The following is a 19,043-nucleotide window of genomic DNA, read 5'->3' on the forward strand; positions in this document are numbered from 1 at the left end:
TTTGGCTCATGACATGGCTAGGCGAGTTACCTGAGTATTGTGTGATAGCTGATGCAGGAATGGCATTTTTCGCCAGCTCCACCGTTCCCGCCAAACCAAGGTTTTTCACAAACTCTTTTTTATTTGGAATGTCCGCACCGTTCTCTCGTTTAGACAGCCTGCTATTAGCGTTTTCATTAATTTCAGTCACCAGTTTCTGGCTGGCAGCCATTCTGCTGCTATTGCCTGTTCTGTCTGTCAGCGTAATGCCATTAGAAACAATGGCCTTTATCGCCACCGCTAATTGATTTAGCCGACTTTTATCGGGTGTGATACCTCCTTCTCTTAGTACACCCAACAATTCAGCCTGAACCTGGTTAAACCATTCCTGACCAGGATAACTGGCACTTAACCCAGCGCCACCTTCAGTGAACCACAGAGGCATCGCATTATTGGCGGGGGGGATGGCAGGCATCACACTGATACCTGACGGGTTATCAAGTCCGAACATCGTTATTCCTCACTCATATATAAAAACAAATTCGGTTTCGGCGGGGGCGTAACGCTCCAGCAGACATTCCAGATCGGCAGCGTCAGCAATGCGAAGGCGTTGCTGGCAGTTATCCAAAACAGTGGCAAAGTGGGTCGCTCTGTCCGCAACGTGGACGAACACGCGAAACCAGTTGATATCAGGGTAAATGGGATAGTTGCAGTCACGCAGGCAGTGATGTGGGTAGCGCTCTTCCAGTCTGATACGATAGCCACGGTCTGCGGCCAGGCGTTCATAGAACTGATTGCACAGACTGCCAGACATAATCAGTTTGGCTTTCACCGCTTGGCGGCGACTTTGAATAGAAGACGCTTTATCAATGCTACAGTCAGGCAGTCCGGTAAAGTCTTCCCAGTCGTCCAGTAATATAAATGCCCGGTCAGCATAGATTTCTTCTAACAGTGCGGCATTAACAGCATCAACCCGAGCAAATTCTTCCCCTGTGGCCAGCATCAACTTAGCCAGATTACTGTCGGGGTCTTTTGACCAAGCCAGACCGTTTGGCAGCAATTGCAGCCCCGAACGTTGGTAATCTTTCGCTGTCATCGCCATGTGATACCTCCCAGCACAAAAATTTCATTTTCTGCCGCATGAATATCGCTGGCCGGGCTGATCACCGTGTTATCAATCTCACCGGGGGCGTTAGAAATAGTTGCGCGAATTTCAGACAGAAATGCCAGTCCACCGGGACGCAGGCTGTCCAGATAGGTTTTTAGGTTCGTTTTGACAGCGCCGCGTACTTCTTCAGTATTGGGTGCCAGACGAATAATGAAGTGAACCACTTTCGCGGTCGGACTCATTACAATAAGCTCCGCCCCTGTCGTTTTTCCTTCCACCTGATTGGTGACGGGATTGATATGTCCGGTTAGGTAGTCTTTCACGCGATTCAGGTCAGTGTTTCCGGGGAAGATATCTGGCTCTTCATCCATGACGAACATGACGCCGACTGTACCATGCCCCCGATAACGGGGAATGCACCAGGCACGGGTAACTCCAGGGACTTCCAGCGCCCAGCGTTCGTAGTCATAGCGGTTACCGCCAGATGGTGGATATTGCACCCGAAACAACAGGCGTGAGCGCAGCGAATCAATGGATTCCTGTTCAGCGCCGCCACCGATGTATCGGCAAATGGCCTGTGTCTGGACATTCACCACAGGCGAAATTAATTCCAGTGAGACGCCTTCAGCGGTATTCCCTTTGCGGCCAGCATCAATGGCGGCTACCGATATCGGATTATCACCCGCGATGACATGGACATCATCGAGCGATTCAAATACCACGCCATCGGGGCGCTGCCAACGTGTCCCTGCCGGGATCAACGTATCCGTAGAAACGCTCACGGTTAATGTACCATTGGCGTTCGTGGCGGCTTTACGCCAGACCCCCCAGAATTCGCAGTGCTCCAGCAACTTATCATCATCGGCCAGATGCGGAACAACCTGACGGCTTGTCCAGGCTAAGTGGTCATGGAGGGCGGCAGCATTGCCTGCGTTGGCAAATGCGATAGCACGGGTGGTACGAAACGCAGTTCTGGAATAGGTTCCCGGCAACCGGCTTTCAATGTCGGCCTGATTGCGGGCAATCAGTGTTGAAAGTGAAGGTGATTTATACGGCATTTAAACCCTGCTTAATGATGTTTTAAATGGCATTGGCAGCACGCTGCCATTGAATAGCGTAATAGTGACCGTCAACAGCAGAACGCCGGAGGCTGGCGCGGTGGCAGTAACGTCGACTTTTTTCACATGGCCATCATCAATCAGCCAGACCAGCGCTTCATCGGCGTAGGCTTTGGCGCGGTGCAGAACAGCAGACAGTTGTTTTTCACGGGCGAGCAGCCAAAGTCGACTGCCAATAGGACGGTCGTTAAAGGTATCACCCCACCAACCACGTCGGTCTGTGCCCGTGCCTGTCGGGAGTTCGTCGGAATCCAGCGCCCGGCGGTCAGTGAATAAGGAAATAATAACGGCTGTGCTGAGTGAATCATCCAAGACAATATCTGCATTATCGATAACGATATCGGCACCGTTGAGTTGCCATTGTAAAGCGATATCATGTATTGCATTCATCGGGGTTTGCTCGTATTGTATCCGTCATGCTCATGGTGAATATGGTCTTTACCGCTCGTCTGGCCTGACAGATGGTCTTTAGCCTGACTGACGCCGACTATATCCACATTGCCTGTAAAGCGGGTTTGTGGCGTGTCAAACACAACTTCTTCAGCCACCACTTCCAGCCGTTTACACTGAATGCGAATAACACCATTCTCAGTCAGTAAGATGTGATGTCCTTCCAGATGATAAACTGCACTGTCACCACTCTTGAGATTTCCCAGACGGCAACTGCGGTTATCCACGGCAATGGCGACCAGATGCTGGCGAACGCCGCCCACGGATAGCACGATCGCTTCACTGCCCTCTGGGGGAACACTGGTCTGCCCATAGTTCTGGAACCGCTCAACGTCATCGGCCGTCTCTTCAGCCAGCAATGACACCTGAATATTTTGTTGTTTCAGGGTGTCATTGACGAAATTAACCACACCACGAGAAACCAGCAGCCGGATACGGCGGGACAGGCTGGCAGTAAATTTGTTGAACTGCGTTATCATGGTTTCCACCTGACATCTTCGACTTTCTTTTCCGGGTCAGCGGGTTCGGTGAATCCGTCGCGGGGCATCAATTCCAGCCGGGTTATCGTGCCGTTGTCGTTATCCAGCAGATAATTAACAGAGACGATTAACAACGGATCATCGGGAAATCCCGCCTGAGACGCCTGTAATTGCACCATTTCATTAGGTTGCCAGAGCTGGCCATCCGGTTTGAACCAACCACGAATTCCCACCGTTGCGGTTGTGGCGTGTGCCATTGCACGCTTTTGTTCCCACGCTGCGCGGGCGGTGCCTTTGGCTTTCGTCATGTTGTCATCAGCCAGAAATATGGTCGGGCGGTAACGGGTAATGACAGGATCGCGCGCATCCATATAAATGGCCGTTGACTGTACCGGGGTTTGGGTTTCTCCCCAGCGGCCACCTGCGGCACTGGCGCCCTTAACACGATAGAGGCTAAACCGCTCTTGCCAGGACAATGAGGTATCGAGGGTTTTGATTTTGATGCCTGTTTTCTGTCCATTGCTCAATACGAGTGTTGCCACGGACTGGCTGCCTGCGGTGGTAAAGACCAGCTCCCCAGCGGCGTTACTGGTCACTATTACCCCACGATGCCGGGCGGCGCGGGACAGGTTATCAAAAACCGTCTCACCGGGTTCGATCTGCCATTGGCGAAATGCAGTTGCGGCGGCTGAATCCTGAACCTGCCAGCGAACAGTGACCCCGAACGGCTGACACAGGTCTTTAGCAATCGTCGCCAGACTGACATTGCGCCACTGCCCCTTGCCATGAATGGCGGCACAGTCAACCAGATCGCCTGTTTTGTCCCGACCCGATAACGTAATGGTGCGCTCATCGGCATTGATGCCCACATCAACCGCATCAATGTAGCCTGTGATCACGCGCTGGCCGTTAATGTCCAGCCGGCAGGCATGACCGGGCTTCAGTACCAAGGGGGAATCGTTATTTCTGACGGTAATGCCCAGACTAAACTGGCCGGACATCTCTTCCAGACTGCGGGTGACATCCAGTGTTTTCCAGCCGGAATAGATGTTATTGCCCAGAACCAACTCAATGGTATCAGCCATTAATCACCTCCACGCCCAGCCCACCCGGGACGAATGCAGGATGACGTATCCCGTTGCGGCGGATAAAGCGGGTAATTTGGGCGGCACTGCCTGTTTCACGGTACAACGTGACCAATGCGGGTTCAGTCCCCACAACCTGAATAACCCGGGCCGTGGGTAAAGCGCTGGCGGTAACCTGCATCTGTTGCAGCAACACAATTCTAAAATCACGTAACTGCTCTGACGTTCGGAACCAGCCCATATCTCCGGTATCCACCATGAGTTGCACCAGGGTGTCATCCAGTTCAGCACTGGTCTGGCGGACATCCCCCAGGGTTTCTATCAAGGGGATCACCGTTTCAGTAACCGCTGTCGATTCGGTGGCAGCCAGGCCCGCCTCAAGCGGCATTAAGCCCCGCTGAAACGGTACCTGAGTGAGCGCAGGTGCAAGCTGTTGGCCCCGTGCCGACGCTGACGCAGCATTCAGGGTTAAGATGGATAACTCTTTTGCAATGAAAATGCCCGTAGTGGTATTGACCACATGCTGGAGTTTGGCGACGGTGGGCACATTGGATCGAAAGGATGACTGAAGACCACTGGCTGTCTTATGCAAAGCCCGGTTGGCGACATCAGGCGTGGCAACATCTATCATGCCGGAAATCAGGCCGCTGATATCACCAAACAATTGCTCAGGGGCATTGATTATGTTCTTCAGGGAACCTTTTAGCCCCAATGCAGCACCCAGCAATTGATTCATACCCGAATTAGCAGGCAGGCTGCGGATACCATTAACGATGGTATTGACGGTATTTTCAACTGCATTCAGGCGTTCAGTGGCCTGGTTGACAGCATGGGTGAAGGTTTTCCAATGCCGGGTAACATCGGCCAGTGTGCTGTCGTTGACGGCCTGACCATTCAGTTCTGGTCGCTGTGAGACGTTGGGGGCTGTATTATTGGCTGAGGGCACAAATGTCACGGAAAACAGTGCACCCCCGCCTGTATAGCAGGATTCACGAACGGTGTAGGTCTCTATCTGAACCTGCTGTTTGCCGTAATAGGGATGATCCATTTCTCCTGGATCGGCTTTTTCCAGCGCAGTTATCAGGGCATCACGCTGGTTAAAATAATTGTCTCCAAACACCACCGCCGTAAAGGCGTATTCCCGTGTGGTCAGTCCCATATCTTCGGTTTCGCCGTCATCCCGCAACGGGTATTCATGACGAACAACACGGCGGCCACCGGAAACGGTGGCATCATCAATAATGTAAAACGGCACATTGCGAAATGTCCCTTTTCCTGTCCCAATGCGGCTGCGCCATGACGTGTCATTAAACAGCGTCATAAGCTGATCAAATTCCATCAGTAACTTCTCCCGTAGCTATACCCAGTGTTAACCCGTAAATCGATATTTTCCGCTTGCACGGATTTAGTTCTGACCTTCAAATCGTCAGCGGATTCAACGAATACGGTGATTTTGCCATCGGCAGGTTTGACAGGCGGGGGCTCCGGCTTCTGACGGGCTGCTGCCAGTTGGGCCGCGGGATAATACGGCCAGTTTCCAAATGAATTGGGACGTTCACCTGTTAAATAGGGTGAGGGTTTAATGCCCTCTGTTTTAATCTTTTCATCGCGCTTATACCACCAGTTGGTCAGGGGAGCAGGCAACCAACCTGAACCTTTCTCAGCATGAGGATATTCGTCATTTAATTTGCTCAGATATTTTTGCAGTTTTTCTTTCCCTTCTTCATCAGACAAAAACGGTAATGCAGCAATGGAGGTTATTGCTGAGCCTCTCAAAAGATTTCGTCTATTTCGGCCATTATCTTGGCCACCACCATTATTGTTACCATCATTATTATTGCCGTTGCTTCGGTCTCCCCAGTTAGTGACATAAACGGGGACAATTTCTGAACCACCATCACCTAATCCACCACCTCCGCTGTCGCCTGCGCCTCCGGTTCCTGGACCATTTTTGAGGTACTGGGCATAGTTAAAGATTTTTTTACCTGTACGATAAGCGTAACGGGCAGCCACAGCAGCACCAATGGCAATCGCTGCTTTCTCAATGGCGGCAGCGTATTTATCCAGCTCTTCAGGAGTCAGATCATTGATGGCATCTGCCAGCTCCTGAACTGGCTTGGCCAGCCTGAGCTGGGCGAATCGCTCTCCGGCATTGGCCAGCGAAATTAACGCGGCATTCAGGGTTTGCACATTTTGGGTGGCTTTTTCTTCCAGTAACCCATCCTGGATATTGGTGGGATGGGCAATCGTCTTGGCTAAATCCCGTTTTTGGGGATCAGCAAACACCATCGCCAGTTTGAGCGTATCGCCGTCAAAAATATCTTTCAGGTTATTTTCTTTTTGATACGCTTGCTTACCTGTTTCAAACAGCAAATCAGCGGGGTGTTTTAACTGCCCATTTTTATCTGTGGGTTTAACCCGGCCACGCTGCCATAACGTTTTCAGTTTTTCTGGGTCATTGATGACATCGAAAAATCCCTGTACAGCGCCAGCGGCCTGAGATGGGTCATTAAATTCGGCATTGGCAACACGGATTAAGGCCAGCATCTGCTGCTGATCTATTTGTCCTTTCCACTGAGAGTTTTTCCCCAGTCCCCGCAGGGCACTTAATTGGTCAGTGATATTGCCCGTGCCGTATCGGCTGGCGGACGCAATGCCATCCAGCCATTTTCGCATTTTCTCCGGGGAGTGATAGCCGACATTAAACATGGCGCCCAGCTCTGTCCCCGCCGACGCCGCCTCCATTGTGATGCCATTAATACTAAGGGCAATATTGTCAAGTTGCGTCAGTGTGGCATCCAGATTATTGGTTTGTCCCAGAAACGCTGCCGCCGCGGTGGTTAAATCGGCGGTACTCAGCTTACGGCGGCCCGCCACTTTTGAGATGGCACCATCCAGTGCCGTCACCTGATCGGCGGTCAGGTTGTATTGGGTACCCAGTTCGGTCATCACCTGTTGATGGTCAGCTACTTTCTTGGCAGCCACCGCCAGCCCACCCCCGGTCACAAAGCCCGTCAGGCGGTTATCAAATTTGTCCAGTAACCCGTTGGCGCCCGTCACGGCGCCGGAAAACAGCCGCATCGAGCGGCTGCCTTCAGACCCGAAACGGCGGATACTGGCCCCGAACTGGCGGGCGCGTTGGGTCACATTGCCCACCAAATCAACAATAAACTGGGCGCGGTTACGGGTTGTCATGAACGTTTCTCCAGCCAGGATGAATACAGCCACAGTTTCGGCAGGGGCAGCGCCAGCGCCCAGGCGGGGCCACCCCGCAGATGGATACCGACATACAATGCAGTGCGTTCAATGGCACGAACGCACTGCAAACTATCGCCCCTCGTCAGCCATCCGTACCACTGTCTCCAATGCCGCCGTGCGTTGCAGGTCAGCCTGTTGGGCAATCAGGGCCAGATCATCCTGGTGCAGGGTTTTCAGCATCACTAACGGAATAGGCCCCGCTATCTTGCCGATACGGGCAATGGTCCGGCGCAGCAGTTCATATCCCATCAGCGCCGGACTGGACAACAACGCCGGGCCGTTAGGCGTGACAACCACCCGTTCACTGGCGGTTTCTGCGTCAATCAGGTCACCAGCGGTCAGCTGGCGCAGTTCAACCGCAAATTGCAGCTCGGCATCATTATCTTTGCCATAGGCCAGACCGTGTTTTAATTCAAACATTTAAATCTCCTTACATTCCACGGCAATAAATTCTGCCGAAATCTCCCCCTTGCTGGTCAGCGAGGTATTGCCGTCACACCAGGCATTGGCCAGCATAAATTTTTCGCCCGTATCACATTCAAATGAAATGGTGGTGTCGATGGCGTTCTTAATGCTAAACAGGCTGACCCCGGGTCCCTGTGGGATAACACAACTCAGGCGGGCTTCTTTGGGAGTCTGCTGCCAGCCGTAGACGCGGGCCCCAATCACCGGATCACGGCTGAAGCCGCCCGGTGTCAATGTCGCGCCGTCTTTGGTCGGCAGTTCCTTCCCGTTCAGGTGAATATAGGCAATGCCCGTATACTGGTATGGACTGGTCATCGGTATGTGTCCTTATTACAAAATAAACTGAATGGCATGGGCATAGATGCGGAACTGGTTAACCAGGTCAGGGTTGCTGCGTACGTTCAGGCGGTTACGGTCATTCTGATCCCGCTCCACCAGCAACGTTTTCTTGAATGTGTCAAAATCCTCAACCAGGCCCGCGAATTCATGTTCAGTAAACAGGGCCAGCAGTTCGGTGCGAATGACCGAGGGGGTCACCACGGCCTGCCCGGCACTGATACGGGTACCGTCGTTCGCCAGCTTATGGCGCGGGTATTTCTGGGTAATGCGTACCCGGGTGGCATAACGCAGATAGGACAATGTCGCGATGGTTTCCACATCCAGATAACTGGGGTCAGGGTCGCCGAATGCATTCTGGCGGTACATGGTGATCATGCGCTCAATCTGCACGTGACCGCCCGTATCGACGGTAAATGTGGAAATACCGTCATACAGCAACAGGTTGCGTTCATTCAGCGCCCAACGATCACCCCGGGCAGGGGGCAGAATACCCGGCAGTTGCAGTGTTTGCAGGGGACGTGCCGGATCAATACTCAGTGACCCCACAGCGACCCCGGCCAGCGTTGCCGCCCAGAGGTACGGTGGTTGAGGGGAAATGCCCGTAGCCAGTGTCGAAAACAGATAATCATTGCGGGCCGTGCCAAACGTCGTGAGTTGCGCCAGTGTGCCGCGTTTCGCCATCCAGCACAGGCCATCAATCATTTTCAGCGGCCCCCAACGGTGCTTCAGCTCATCACGCAACAGATTCAGGTTGAAGGTATCAGTAAACGGATTGACGATATAATTCCACCAGGTATCGCCGAAGGCCGTGATGGCGGCGGACAAATCCGGATTCCCCGTCGCGCTCCCCAACGGGGTGATCCCCACATTGATCCCCACAGGCAGCATTTCACCGTCGTAGTAGTTTACCCGGACATCAATATCATTCCCGGTGGCCCCTGACCATTTGGCGGTTAACAGCACCGTATCAGACAGGGCATCACTGCTGGCGGTCACTGGCAGCCTGTCATTGGCGTTGAGGGCATCACGCACTTTTCCTGCCATCGCGGCCGCATCATCGCCGGCCTTGACTGTGACTCGGACTGAAATGCCTGCCACCATCAGGGCAATCTGGCCTGTCTGGGCGACATTACCCACCAGCTGAATTTTGCCCCTGGCTGTCACCCCGTTGACATCATCGTCAACGGCCAACCCCCACAGGTCGGCAAAGGCGTTACCACGAATAAAGGCCGCCGCCATTTCAGCCAGCATGGAGCCACGGCCAAACGCCGCTTCAGCCGCACTGACAGAGGTAATGCGGAACGGTTGTCCGGCAGGCACCTGACCGGACGCGGTGCGCAACCCCAACAGCAGGGTTTTATGCAACGTGGGCGGGGTACCGGTGACGGCCGCTGAATTGTCAAACTCGATGTAACACAACGGCACACGGATATTGGACGGGATGTCATTAAATGAGATCGCCATTATTGTGCTCCTTTCTTCTTAAGGGGAACGACTTCAACTTCAGTCACGTCGCCGTCTCTCAGGCGGCGCAGCCAATATGCAGTACGGGGTTTGGCTTCTCCGCCCTCAGACAAGGGGGCGTAGGTTTCAGGGTCACGGACAATCAATCCGCCGACGGGTTTCAGATGCAGTTCAGTCATGGCGTATCCTGAAGGGGTAAGTGGATCAGGGCTTCCTGCTCAGGTGTGCCGTCAGGCTGCGTCCATTGCTGGTAGTGGGTGGCATAGTCATCCAGTCCTCTGGGGTCAATGGGATCAGGCAACGGCTGCGGTGCCTCAAAATAGAGACCGTAGACGGAAACCCCGGCTGCACTTTGCACATCACTCCACAGGTTGCTCACCTGTGTCAGTGTGAACGTACCCGCAGGCGCTATCCGCCGCCTATTCAGCCAGCCTGTCAGCCGTTCGACGATTTGGTAAATACCCAGCACATGGGTTTGCCTGCCGTTCAAAACCTTAGCGCTGACAAAAATACCCCAGCTGGAAATAGCGGTATGGCGGATCTCCCCCTGACGGCTGCCAAGCCAGGCGACATAAACGGCAGGTGCGGTGTTGATAATCAACTTGACCGCCGAATCACTCCACTGGCCCGGATGGGTATCTACCTTGCGCAGGGTTCCGCCAAACAGTTCTTTAATACCGGCTATCAGGCTGTCTGAAATATCACTGGTGATGGCCATCAGATAAACCCCTGCGATTTCTGGCGGCTCCAGACACTGCCGCTACTGGTGATGATGGCTACATCCCCGCTGGCGGGACGTTCGGCCTCTTTACTCAGTCCCAGACTGACATCACCCGCCGCCACTTTCTCGAGTAACCGGATGGCGTCTTCCTGATCTTTGGTCGCTTTCTCGGTGGCGGCACCTTCTTCCAGCGCAAAGCGGGCCAGCACACAGGCAATTCTGACCAGCACAACAGGCACAGTTTTCAGGGGCAAGGTGGCACGGCCATCGATATAACCATCAATGGTGGCTGCCGCATCATTCAGGGCAATCTGGATCAAGCGCTCCCGGGTGCTTTTTAGTTCTTCGGCTGACAGGTGGTGAACATCATCAATCTTGCTGTCTGCCAGCGTATGCAGGGCTTCATGGCTATAACGGGCGTACATGTCGCCCAGGGTGGCGTAGCTCATTTTTTACCCCGCTTATCTTTGGTCGGTGCTGGCGGTGGCAGGTTTATGGTCTCATCTGGATTTGTTTGATTCTCCAGCCCCCCCGTTTGGTCATCATCAGGATCTGCCGTAATAACCGTAACAGACAGACGGGGGTCAGCCTCCAGCGCCTGAAGTTCAGACTGCGTAACGGACGGCAGGGTATTTTCCCCTGGCTGTAAAATAAACCCCGCACGCCGATAACCCGCGTGCGCAGTATTGACGACACTGACCGCCACCCTCTCAACAAGGGGACTGGGAACCAGTGCCGCAACATTCGTTTCATCAGACATAACATTTCAGCTCCTGTTAAAGCGGCATTAAACGGGGTGTAAACCCCGTTTAACCTGTGCTTAAAGGTAATCACCCACAATCAGTTCCAGACGGCCTTTCATCTCGTTACTGATAGTGCCGCCCTGACTGTCTACCGTCAGCTCCCGTTCCAGTAACTGGGTCGCCTGTTTCTCCATTGAAGGCGGGACAACCAGATGGGTTGGACGGATAGCCAGCGGGCGTCCGCCATCAGCCTTAAACCCACGCATGGCAGAAATGACCGACCAGACGTTATCTGACGTCAGTGCCGCTTTAGCTGCATACGCCAACTGCCAGAACGAGTACCCGGCTTCGCAGCGTGTATCGACGCCGTAGCGGATGAGCTTGCGCATGAAGTTCTGCTCATCATCCACCTTGTCCATCGCCACCAGTTCCGGTGCCTTACGCTGCTGGAAGATCACGGGCTTGATGGCGCGGGAACAGTCGAGCACAAACCACGGCTGCCCTTTGTAGCCCTCTTCTATCAAAATATTACTGACGTGTTGGGCGGCTTCTTTGCCATCAACGGTCGGATAAACCGGATGGTCGGTATCAAAGAAGTTCTGCTTGTCGTAACAGAGGGTTTTGAATCCATCACTCAGGGCACTGAAACACATCTCATCAGGCTGAACCCCGGCCGCACGCCCCATTTCCGTAAACAGCGGGGCATAAATTCCCACGTTGTCATCTTCAATGTCGTCACGGTCAACCCCGACGGTGCTTTCAAACGGGCGGTTGACAATCTGATAACCGTGCGCCTGCATGTCATTGATAACGCGGTCACCAATCCATTCCCGCATGCCCGGGAATTTCCCCAGCCAGCCATAGGTATTGGACTTGGTGGTACTGGGGACGACGGTGGCAATTTTTTCGTACTGACTGGGCGCGTCTTCCAGCCCGTTCTGAAAGTCGCCGTTCCAGCCTGTGAATAACGATTTGATTAACGCCGGAGTAACAATAGCCATTACTTTTTGGCTCCTTTTTTACGTTTCAGAAATTCAGTTTCAGACAGCCCTTGCAGGCGGGCAGCTTCTTTGTCTGCCGCCGACAGCACGGCCAGACGCTTGCCCGGTTGGCGGTATTGGGGGGTCTGACGGCGGGTCAGGGCACTGATACCACGACGGCCGGAAATGGCCGCATTCAGGGCCGCAATGCCATGTTGGTTGGCAACGGCACGCAAATAAGGCACTTCAGCCGCACAAACACGTCCGGTACGACGGGCAGCGGCAATGAGGCTTTCTGTACTGCCGCCTTTGGCCTGGGCACTCAGTACCGCCGCCTGACGGGCCAGCAGGTGGTAAGCACGGGCGGGGACATATTTAGTCAGGTCAACCCCGTTGAGCGCCGCTTCTTCAAGAATCAGTTCAGCCTCGGTGAGATCGGCGGTGCTGTCATCAATAATGGACGTGACTTCCGTGGAAATTGCATCAGGGTCTGGCGTTGTTTCAATCACATCTTGCGTGTCTAAGGCGACCTGGGCGCTGGCTTTCAGGGTATCCAGTGCCGCCAGTGCCTGTGTTAGCAAGTCATTTAATGCCTCGTCGGTCAGTTCAGCGGTGTCTTCAGGCAGTTCAATGCCTAATTGTTCCAGCAACTGAAGCAGCATTTCATTCATGGGGGTGTCCTCTGTGGTAGGGGATGGGGAAATCAGGGTATTGTGCTGCGCATTCAGGGCAGCCATAGATTGCATCCCTGTCAGACCGGGGTCATTGGTCAATGCCCCCAGTCGCAGATAGAGTGGGTGACCCGATTCGTCATAGGGAAATACGGCGGACAGGTACGCCCATTCGCGGTTATCTACGGCCTGCTGCGCCGCGGGTGTCAATGACAGCCGGACGAACAATCCCACCCCCTCACGCCATTGCATATCGTTACTGGGGTCGCGCAGCCAGCCCGCCGCCCGTGCCTCGGTACACGCGGCAGGGGAATCATCCTGTTTCAGTGTCACATGGTTATAGTCAAACAACACGGGCTGACCGATGGCAGCCGTGGCGGCAATAAATTGCCCGGCAATGTTGGCATCAATAAACCACTGCCCGCCGGGAACATCTTCCGGGCGGCCATCCCGGGCACTGAAATACCCGGCAGGCAGAAGCTGATACCAGCCATCAGTGCTGTCTGAAATTGCCGCACTTAAAATGGCAACACGGTGTTTGGGGGTGAGGGTTCTGGTTTTCATGCCGCCATTGTGAATGGGGAGGGCAAGCGAGCGGGTTTGTGGTAAATCACACCTTGGCAGGACCGGGAAAAGAAAGGCGGGTGAGGTTCGGTACACTATACCGCGTTTAAAACCCGTTTAAAAACGTCAGGTGTCGTTTAAACGGGTCAAAGATAAACAATCCCCTGTCAGCGCGGCTGTAATGCCTCAGCGTGTTTCTGGTTAATGATTTCCACGATATCGGCAACACCCTGCGCAGACAGCCCCATATAGGAACGGGCAGGCACGGCCGCCGGACCGGGCGGCATGGTCGGCAGGCCGCCCCATTGGTGGAGAGCGGCATAGACCTTATTTGAGCCAATGGCAGCGCTCACCGCATCATAGGTGGTGGACAGTGACAGCGCCAGTCCGCCCTGTGTCCGTTGCAACAGGGGGCCATTGTGCCCGCTGGCATCCAGTTTTGCCTGATAGCGCGGTGTCAACGGCGTCCACGGTTGCCCGGTGTCCGGGTCTGCCTGATTGGCGAAGGCGTCTTCACTTTCGCCCGCCAATACCGCCGCAACAGCGCGGGTAATGGGGGTTGAATCCATGCCCAGCTGCATCACGCGCTGAAAGGCCAGCTGAATATCCCGGTCATCAAACCGGACATCCAATCTCATAGTTGCCCCTCCAGTAATTCATAACGCCCGTTTTGTAACCCTGTGCGTAAAGCTGACAGCGGGATCGCAGAGACCTGAACCGCCCGACCTGTCAGGCTTTCCCCGGGGCTGTGCCGGACAGGGACCGTCACAACCGTTTGGCCTGCCTCGCGTCCGGTGGCACTGATATACAGTAACTGCTGGCTGCGGGTATCCAGCATGACCGCCGCAGGCTGACCAATAATGGCGGGCAGTGACTGGTATTCTGCCAGGGTTCTACCTGATTTCAGGGTGGCTTCAGTGACGGTCAGCAAACGCGGGGCTGACTGACCGAACCGCTGTTCGAGAGTCTCCGCGAGTCTGTCTGTCACAAAACCCAGTGATTGCTGTCCCTGTCCTGTCTGACGGCTTGTCATCACCTGACCGACCCATTGTGCAAAAGCCCGTTGCCGGGCAGGCGCATTATTCAGGGACTGGATCACCTGCTGGCGCAGTTCACGGCTCTGCAACTCAAGCAGTTTACGGGCCATACTGATATCTGCCCCCATGGCCAGTTGCCCGGCATTGTTTGACCAGCCAGCACCTGTGGTCATTTTCTGGTGACCGCGCTGGAACGTCGTTGTTTCGGACTGGTAAATTTCCCCCGTCCGTTTATCAATGCCGGTTTCCACCTGCTGGCTGCTAATGGCGCCTGTGCTGGATTCGACGGTTAACCCCCTCCGTTTGACCTGTGCTGCCGTCAGGGTACGCACCCGGCAACGACAGCCCCAGTCATTGGGCGGATAGAGTTTGTTCCAGAGGGGATCGTCATAGTGGAAAACCCGGCCATGCATCGCGGCGTGGCTTTTCCGGGTTCGTCCGTCCATGATGGCAATGTATTGCCAATACGGATGGGTATCCGCGCTGGCAAGCTGCTGTTGATAGCGTCCGGCCTGATAGGCGGTGGCTACATTGGTGCGGTATATTGTCGCCAGCCGTGATGGGCTGCCCAGCTGGACAACCTCAGCTCCGCCTGCACTGTCAACAAGGGTCTGTTCGCCCCACCAGCCCTTTTTTTGTAAGCGGGGCGTCAGCGTCTGGATAAAATCCCGTTGTGTCGTTCCCTGACTAATGGCGTTATCCACCTCCTCATGGAGAGTGTGCAAAATATCCAGCCGGGCGGCCTTGGCCACTGTAAACGCCTGGGCATGGGTCGCTGCATTCGCTTCCTGCCAGTTCCAGGTAATTTCATAACCTTTGGCGCGGAAATAATCGACGGCCAGTTTCGGTTCCAGTCTGGCGGCATAGCCTAAATCAATGGGTTGTGGCATTTAATCGTCCCCACAGTTCGGCGACAAACATCGCCCGGTGTAACATATCGGTCAACTGCGCATCATCCATCCCGGCATAAAGTTCGGCGGCTTTTTGTTGTGCCGCCGCATATCCACCCGTTTCCAGTGCCTGAATCAGGGGGGTCAACAATGGATCAACACTGGACTGCCATTCCTGCCCACTGACTGCGTCCGGCATCGTATTGACTGAAACCACTGCCGGATCTGCCGACAGTCCGGCTTCCGGTAGCCGGGCACTCAACATGGCGGCGGAAAAATCCGGTGCTGAGGGCGTTGCGGGCGGCGTCAGGCAATCTTCATCATCGGAGGCCATCGGAATTTGCAGCTTGTCATGCGCCCATTGCACCGGGATTTTCATCCCCATACTGACCAATTGCGGCAGTGCGGTGGCGTAGGCGGTGACATCTTCCGGCTCCGATAAATCAAACTCAAACAAAGGCTTGCGGCGCTGGTTATCAAATGACTGGCAGTTCAGGGCATACAGGGGAAAGACCAGATCACGGGTCAGGGTAGCCGCCAACTGGGTGGCGTCGCTGTTGCGCACTTCAAACCTGACCTCGTTATGCACGTTACCCAGCGCATTGGTACTGGTGGCCCCGTCGGCCTGACTGGTGAGCGTTCCGCCCAGAATCGCCTTTGACATGCTTAACTCGGCCCACGACATCATGCCCATAAACGGATCAGCAGTCCCGTCCGCGGCGTTCTTGAAATCAATCATCATGGAGCGGGGAATAATCCCGCCTGCATTGTGGCCGATAGACATCACGGCATTGAGCAATGTGCGTTTCTCATTGTCTGTGGCGCCAGCGGGGTATTGCCCGACCCGGATAGGCAAGCCATAGATTTCCAGAAATTCCGCCAGATCACGCACCGAATAGTTTTTAAAGATAAACGGCCAGACCAGTGTCCGGATAAGTCCGGAGCGGGCCAGATAGCCCGATTTGGATTTGGCCACGTGCTGTATCCAGCCGAATGGTTGCAACTCTGCACCGTCGGCAGTGCCATCCCGCAGGCGCAGTTCATTGCGTTCATCCTGCGGTGTTTGAAACCACGCCGGGTCACGCCATTCAACAGTGCGTGGAATAATCAGATCACCGACCGTTTCCCACTCAATTTCCTGACACGAAAAGCCTTTTAGGATCGCGTCAGTGGCATCAAAGATACAATCCGGCAACCAGTCCGCATCCCGCAGGATTTCAGTCAGCAGTTCTGCATCGTGGGTCTCTTCGCGGCTGGCGTTCGACGGTGGAGTAATTTTCCAGTCCAGTGACTGAAGGGCTCGGCGGCGCTTGCCCAGTTCTGATTGCAAGTGCGCATCCCGCTCCTCCATATCTTCCGCCAGTTCACACTGTGCCAGCAGTTGCCCACGCTCGGCATTAATCAGGATCTCCGCCGCCCGCGCAGGTGTCAGGCCACTGACCGGATGATCCCCGTAATAGCGATACAGTTGCGAGACACGGGACTCATCATCCTGCGTCTGCCTGCCTGATTTAAACCAGAAACGACGCCCCACGGCATCGACCAGTCGGTTGAGTATTTTCACCAGCACCCCCGCTCAAAATTCGGTAAGTCGTCGTCATCATTGGCTGCGTGTTTATCCGGCAGCGGTATAAATTCAATCAGCTGACCATCCATATAGGTGGCCCGGGTGAACATCAGATACGCCCCTGCGCTGTCGCCGTGGCGTTTTTTACCATCAGCCCCTGTCTTGCGGGATTTATCTATTTTGGGCACCCCCCGAATATTCTGTATCTGACGCTGGTCACTGATAATGTCTTCATCCCTGGGGATTGTAATATCATGGGATTCGTACAACGCCTTGTATTTGGGCGACCATTCCCGATACCAGTTATCCGTGATATGGACAGCATCGACCATATCTTCCCCATAGCGCAGCAATATCGCCTCACCCAGATAGCCGCCGTTCCCGGTGGCATCCAAGGCGATACCAACTAACCGGGGTACCCGGTCAATAATGAAAATGGCTATCTGGCGCTGCTGGTTATACGGCACATCATGCAGCTCAATGGTCAGATGCAGAATACGGCGGGTATCCTGTTCGACACTGCCCACCCCAATCACCGACAGATCCCCCGAACGGGCAAAGTCCTGTCCATAGGCATGGCGGGTATCAGGGTTGAGTGTCTGCAATACTGGCAACAATGTTTCTTCACAAAACGCGAGAACCGTTTGTTGGCGTTCGTCCTCTGTCCAGGTCATGTACCCCTGGGGCATGGTGAAGCGTACGACCGTGCATTTTTCATCGGTCGCCCGGTCAATCAGTACGCGGGGAATATAGGCGCCGCTGCCTTGCTTCGGCACGCAATAATATTCTTCCAGCGCGTCTTCTTCGGTGGCGGTGTCTTTCAGCAGGTTGGCTTTCCATTCCGCCTCAGTATCCGGTGACCACGGCTGACGCCTGACTTGACAGATACGCCGATATAACCCCTCGTTGCAGGCATCATCCAGCGTAATGGTGTGAATAGCATACCGTTTACGTCCGGCACGGGAGTCCTGGATCAATTCATTAAACAGGTTTTCATTGCCGTTGTGAGTGGAAATAATGCGGACTTTGGCTCCCCACATGGTGAGTGCCAGTGCCGCTTTCAGGACTTCCGCCAGCTTCTCGTGGAAAGCGGCCTCATCAATGGTCACGTTCCCCTGCATACCGCGCAGGTTCTTGGGATTGCTGGACAATGCCTGCACTTTAAACCCGCTGCTGAAATAGATCACAAAAGTCAGAATGTCTTTGTCTTCATCCTCAAACACCTCTTCACCCACTTCGCCTGCGGCCAGACCGTAGGCTTTGGCCCACATCGCGGCCGCATCGATAAACTCCCGTGCCATTTCTTTATTTGACCCGATATAGAAATGGTTGGTGCCGCCCGCTTCACGCGACTGCGCTGCCGTCAGTGAGGCATCTGCCGCCTCCGCCCAGGTCAGCCCTGTCCGGCGGGATTTCTCGGCAATCTTGAGTACTGAATCATCGGCTATCCAACGGCGCTGATAGCCCAGCAACACGGCATTGGGATCAAACGTCCCGTCATTAACGGCATTGATGATAAATTCCGTTGCAGGATTTTGTTGCGCGCTTTGCATCAGGCGATCCCCAATATCTGGCGGCGAATGTCCGCGGCAGCTTCGGCGGTCAGTCCGGCCTGTTTCACGATATTTTCAGCCTGTTCTGCTGCTTCAGCCGCAAAGGCCGCCCGGATCTCTTTTTCACGTTTGGTGCTGGTCATGGCCGCCTGTTCAATACGGGCGGCCACCAGTGCCAATTGAGAGAGGGCTTTAGGTTCAACCACGTCGTCACTTTCCGCCAGTTTCATACTGGTTTCAAAGGCGAGCGACTTAACAAATTCCTGCAACAGCTTACCCACATCAGAGGTGGGAGCCGACCCCAGACGGGACACCCAGACATCAGCAATTTCGCGCCCCTCCCGAATACGCGCCCCTAATGTTTCCATGCGGGAGGCATAGCGGTTGAGACCCGTCCGGGAGATTTTGAGATCGTCCGGCAGCCCCGCATCGTCAATCAGTTCGTTAACGGCGGCACGGATATCTTCCTGTGTATGGCGTTTATCACGTAACAGCGCGTGCAACTGGTCACGAATGGCCGCAGGCAGCAGATCAATTTTTGACGGGCGGCCCCGTGTTTTTTTATCGGTCAT

Annotated in this window: 23 protein-coding genes; all 23 read right to left on the bottom strand. The window is 54.5% G+C overall.

Annotated elements, in window-relative coordinates; genetic code table 11:
* Positions 1-490, bottom strand: a 490-nt coding sequence (locus tag Xmir_RS06315; RefSeq protein WP_208620397.1) for a tail fiber protein, incomplete at its 3' end; no start/stop codon positions are given.
* A gap of 9 nt (positions 491-499) precedes the next feature.
* On the bottom strand, positions 500-1,081 hold the full coding sequence (locus Xmir_RS06320) for a YmfQ family protein (RefSeq protein ID WP_099113560.1): 582 nt from the start codon (positions 1,079-1,081) through the stop codon (positions 500-502).
* Positions 1,072-2,145, bottom strand: coding sequence for a baseplate J/gp47 family protein (locus Xmir_RS06325; protein ID WP_099113561.1), 1,074 nt, complete (start codon positions 2,143-2,145; stop codon positions 1,072-1,074). Before Xmir_RS06325 ends, Xmir_RS06320 begins: the two co-directional genes overlap by 10 nt.
* Positions 2,146-2,595, bottom strand: a complete 450-nt coding sequence (locus Xmir_RS06330; protein WP_099113562.1) for a phage GP46 family protein — start codon at positions 2,593-2,595, stop codon at positions 2,146-2,148.
* Positions 2,592-3,134, bottom strand: a complete 543-nt coding sequence (locus Xmir_RS06335; protein WP_099113563.1) for a phage baseplate assembly protein V — start codon at positions 3,132-3,134, stop codon at positions 2,592-2,594. The genes Xmir_RS06330 and Xmir_RS06335 overlap by 4 nt, the downstream gene beginning before the upstream one ends.
* Positions 3,131-4,219: a phage baseplate assembly protein gene (locus Xmir_RS06340; protein ID WP_099113564.1), complete on the bottom strand. Its 1,089-nt coding sequence runs from the start codon at positions 4,217-4,219 to the stop codon at positions 3,131-3,133. Before Xmir_RS06340 ends, Xmir_RS06335 begins: the two co-directional genes overlap by 4 nt.
* The gene (locus tag Xmir_RS06345; RefSeq protein WP_099113565.1) at positions 4,212-5,558 is read right to left on the bottom strand and encodes a DNA circularization protein; all 1,347 of its coding nucleotides are present in this window, start codon (positions 5,556-5,558) and stop codon (positions 4,212-4,214) included. The genes Xmir_RS06340 and Xmir_RS06345 overlap by 8 nt, the downstream gene beginning before the upstream one ends.
* Complete coding sequence (locus tag Xmir_RS06350; protein ID WP_099113566.1) at positions 5,558-7,414, bottom strand: hypothetical protein; 1,857 nt, start codon at positions 7,412-7,414, stop codon at positions 5,558-5,560. Before Xmir_RS06350 ends, Xmir_RS06345 begins: the two co-directional genes overlap by 1 nt.
* Positions 7,411-7,545 carry a hypothetical protein gene (locus Xmir_RS30020; RefSeq protein ID WP_279627206.1) on the bottom strand — a complete coding sequence of 45 codons (135 nt, stop codon included), beginning with the start codon at positions 7,543-7,545 and terminating at the stop codon, positions 7,411-7,413. Before Xmir_RS30020 ends, Xmir_RS06350 begins: the two co-directional genes overlap by 4 nt.
* Position 7,546: 1 nt before the next feature.
* Positions 7,547-7,897 (bottom strand): phage tail assembly protein, encoded by a 351-nt coding sequence (locus Xmir_RS06355; protein WP_099113567.1) that lies wholly within the window; start codon positions 7,895-7,897, stop codon positions 7,547-7,549.
* Positions 7,898-8,257: a phage tail tube protein gene (locus tag Xmir_RS06360; RefSeq protein WP_099113568.1), complete on the bottom strand. Its 360-nt coding sequence runs from the start codon at positions 8,255-8,257 to the stop codon at positions 7,898-7,900.
* Between the two features lie 15 nt (positions 8,258-8,272).
* Positions 8,273-9,745 (bottom strand): phage tail sheath subtilisin-like domain-containing protein, encoded by a 1,473-nt coding sequence (locus Xmir_RS06365; protein WP_099113569.1) that lies wholly within the window; start codon positions 9,743-9,745, stop codon positions 8,273-8,275.
* On the bottom strand, positions 9,745-9,924 hold the full coding sequence (locus Xmir_RS06370; protein WP_099113570.1) for a DUF2635 domain-containing protein: 180 nt from the start codon (positions 9,922-9,924) through the stop codon (positions 9,745-9,747). Before Xmir_RS06370 ends, Xmir_RS06365 begins: the two co-directional genes overlap by 1 nt.
* Entirely contained in the window at positions 9,921-10,463 is a 543-nt protein-coding gene (locus Xmir_RS06375; RefSeq protein WP_099113571.1) for a DUF1834 family protein, read from the bottom strand. The genes Xmir_RS06370 and Xmir_RS06375 overlap by 4 nt, the downstream gene beginning before the upstream one ends.
* Positions 10,463-10,915 carry a gp436 family protein gene (locus Xmir_RS06380; RefSeq protein WP_099113572.1) on the bottom strand — a complete coding sequence of 151 codons (453 nt, stop codon included), beginning with the start codon at positions 10,913-10,915 and terminating at the stop codon, positions 10,463-10,465. Before Xmir_RS06380 ends, Xmir_RS06375 begins: the two co-directional genes overlap by 1 nt.
* Positions 10,912-11,226: an HI1506-related protein gene (locus Xmir_RS06385; RefSeq protein WP_099113573.1), complete on the bottom strand. Its 315-nt coding sequence runs from the start codon at positions 11,224-11,226 to the stop codon at positions 10,912-10,914. Before Xmir_RS06385 ends, Xmir_RS06380 begins: the two co-directional genes overlap by 4 nt.
* Before the next feature lie 60 nt (positions 11,227-11,286).
* Positions 11,287-12,210, bottom strand: coding sequence for a Mu-like prophage major head subunit gpT family protein (locus Xmir_RS06390; RefSeq protein WP_099113574.1), 924 nt, complete (start codon positions 12,208-12,210; stop codon positions 11,287-11,289).
* Entirely contained in the window at positions 12,210-13,424 is a 1,215-nt protein-coding gene (locus Xmir_RS06395; RefSeq protein WP_099113575.1) for a phage protease, read from the bottom strand. Before Xmir_RS06395 ends, Xmir_RS06390 begins: the two co-directional genes overlap by 1 nt.
* A 167-nt stretch (positions 13,425-13,591) precedes the next feature.
* Entirely contained in the window at positions 13,592-14,062 is a 471-nt protein-coding gene (locus Xmir_RS06400) for a phage virion morphogenesis protein (protein ID WP_099113576.1), read from the bottom strand.
* A complete protein-coding gene (locus Xmir_RS06405) occupies positions 14,059-15,351 on the bottom strand; it encodes a phage head morphogenesis protein (protein WP_099113577.1) in 1,293 nt (430 codons plus the stop codon). The genes Xmir_RS06400 and Xmir_RS06405 overlap by 4 nt, the downstream gene beginning before the upstream one ends.
* Complete coding sequence (locus Xmir_RS06410; protein WP_099113578.1) at positions 15,335-16,921, bottom strand: DUF935 domain-containing protein; 1,587 nt, start codon at positions 16,919-16,921, stop codon at positions 15,335-15,337. Before Xmir_RS06410 ends, Xmir_RS06405 begins: the two co-directional genes overlap by 17 nt.
* Positions 16,912-18,471 carry a terminase large subunit domain-containing protein gene (locus Xmir_RS06415; RefSeq protein WP_099113579.1) on the bottom strand — a complete coding sequence of 520 codons (1,560 nt, stop codon included), beginning with the start codon at positions 18,469-18,471 and terminating at the stop codon, positions 16,912-16,914. Before Xmir_RS06415 ends, Xmir_RS06410 begins: the two co-directional genes overlap by 10 nt.
* Positions 18,471-19,043, bottom strand: a complete 573-nt coding sequence (locus Xmir_RS06420; protein ID WP_099113580.1) for a DUF3486 family protein — start codon at positions 19,041-19,043, stop codon at positions 18,471-18,473. Before Xmir_RS06420 ends, Xmir_RS06415 begins: the two co-directional genes overlap by 1 nt.

The sequence above is a fragment of the Xenorhabdus miraniensis genome (assembly GCF_002632615.1).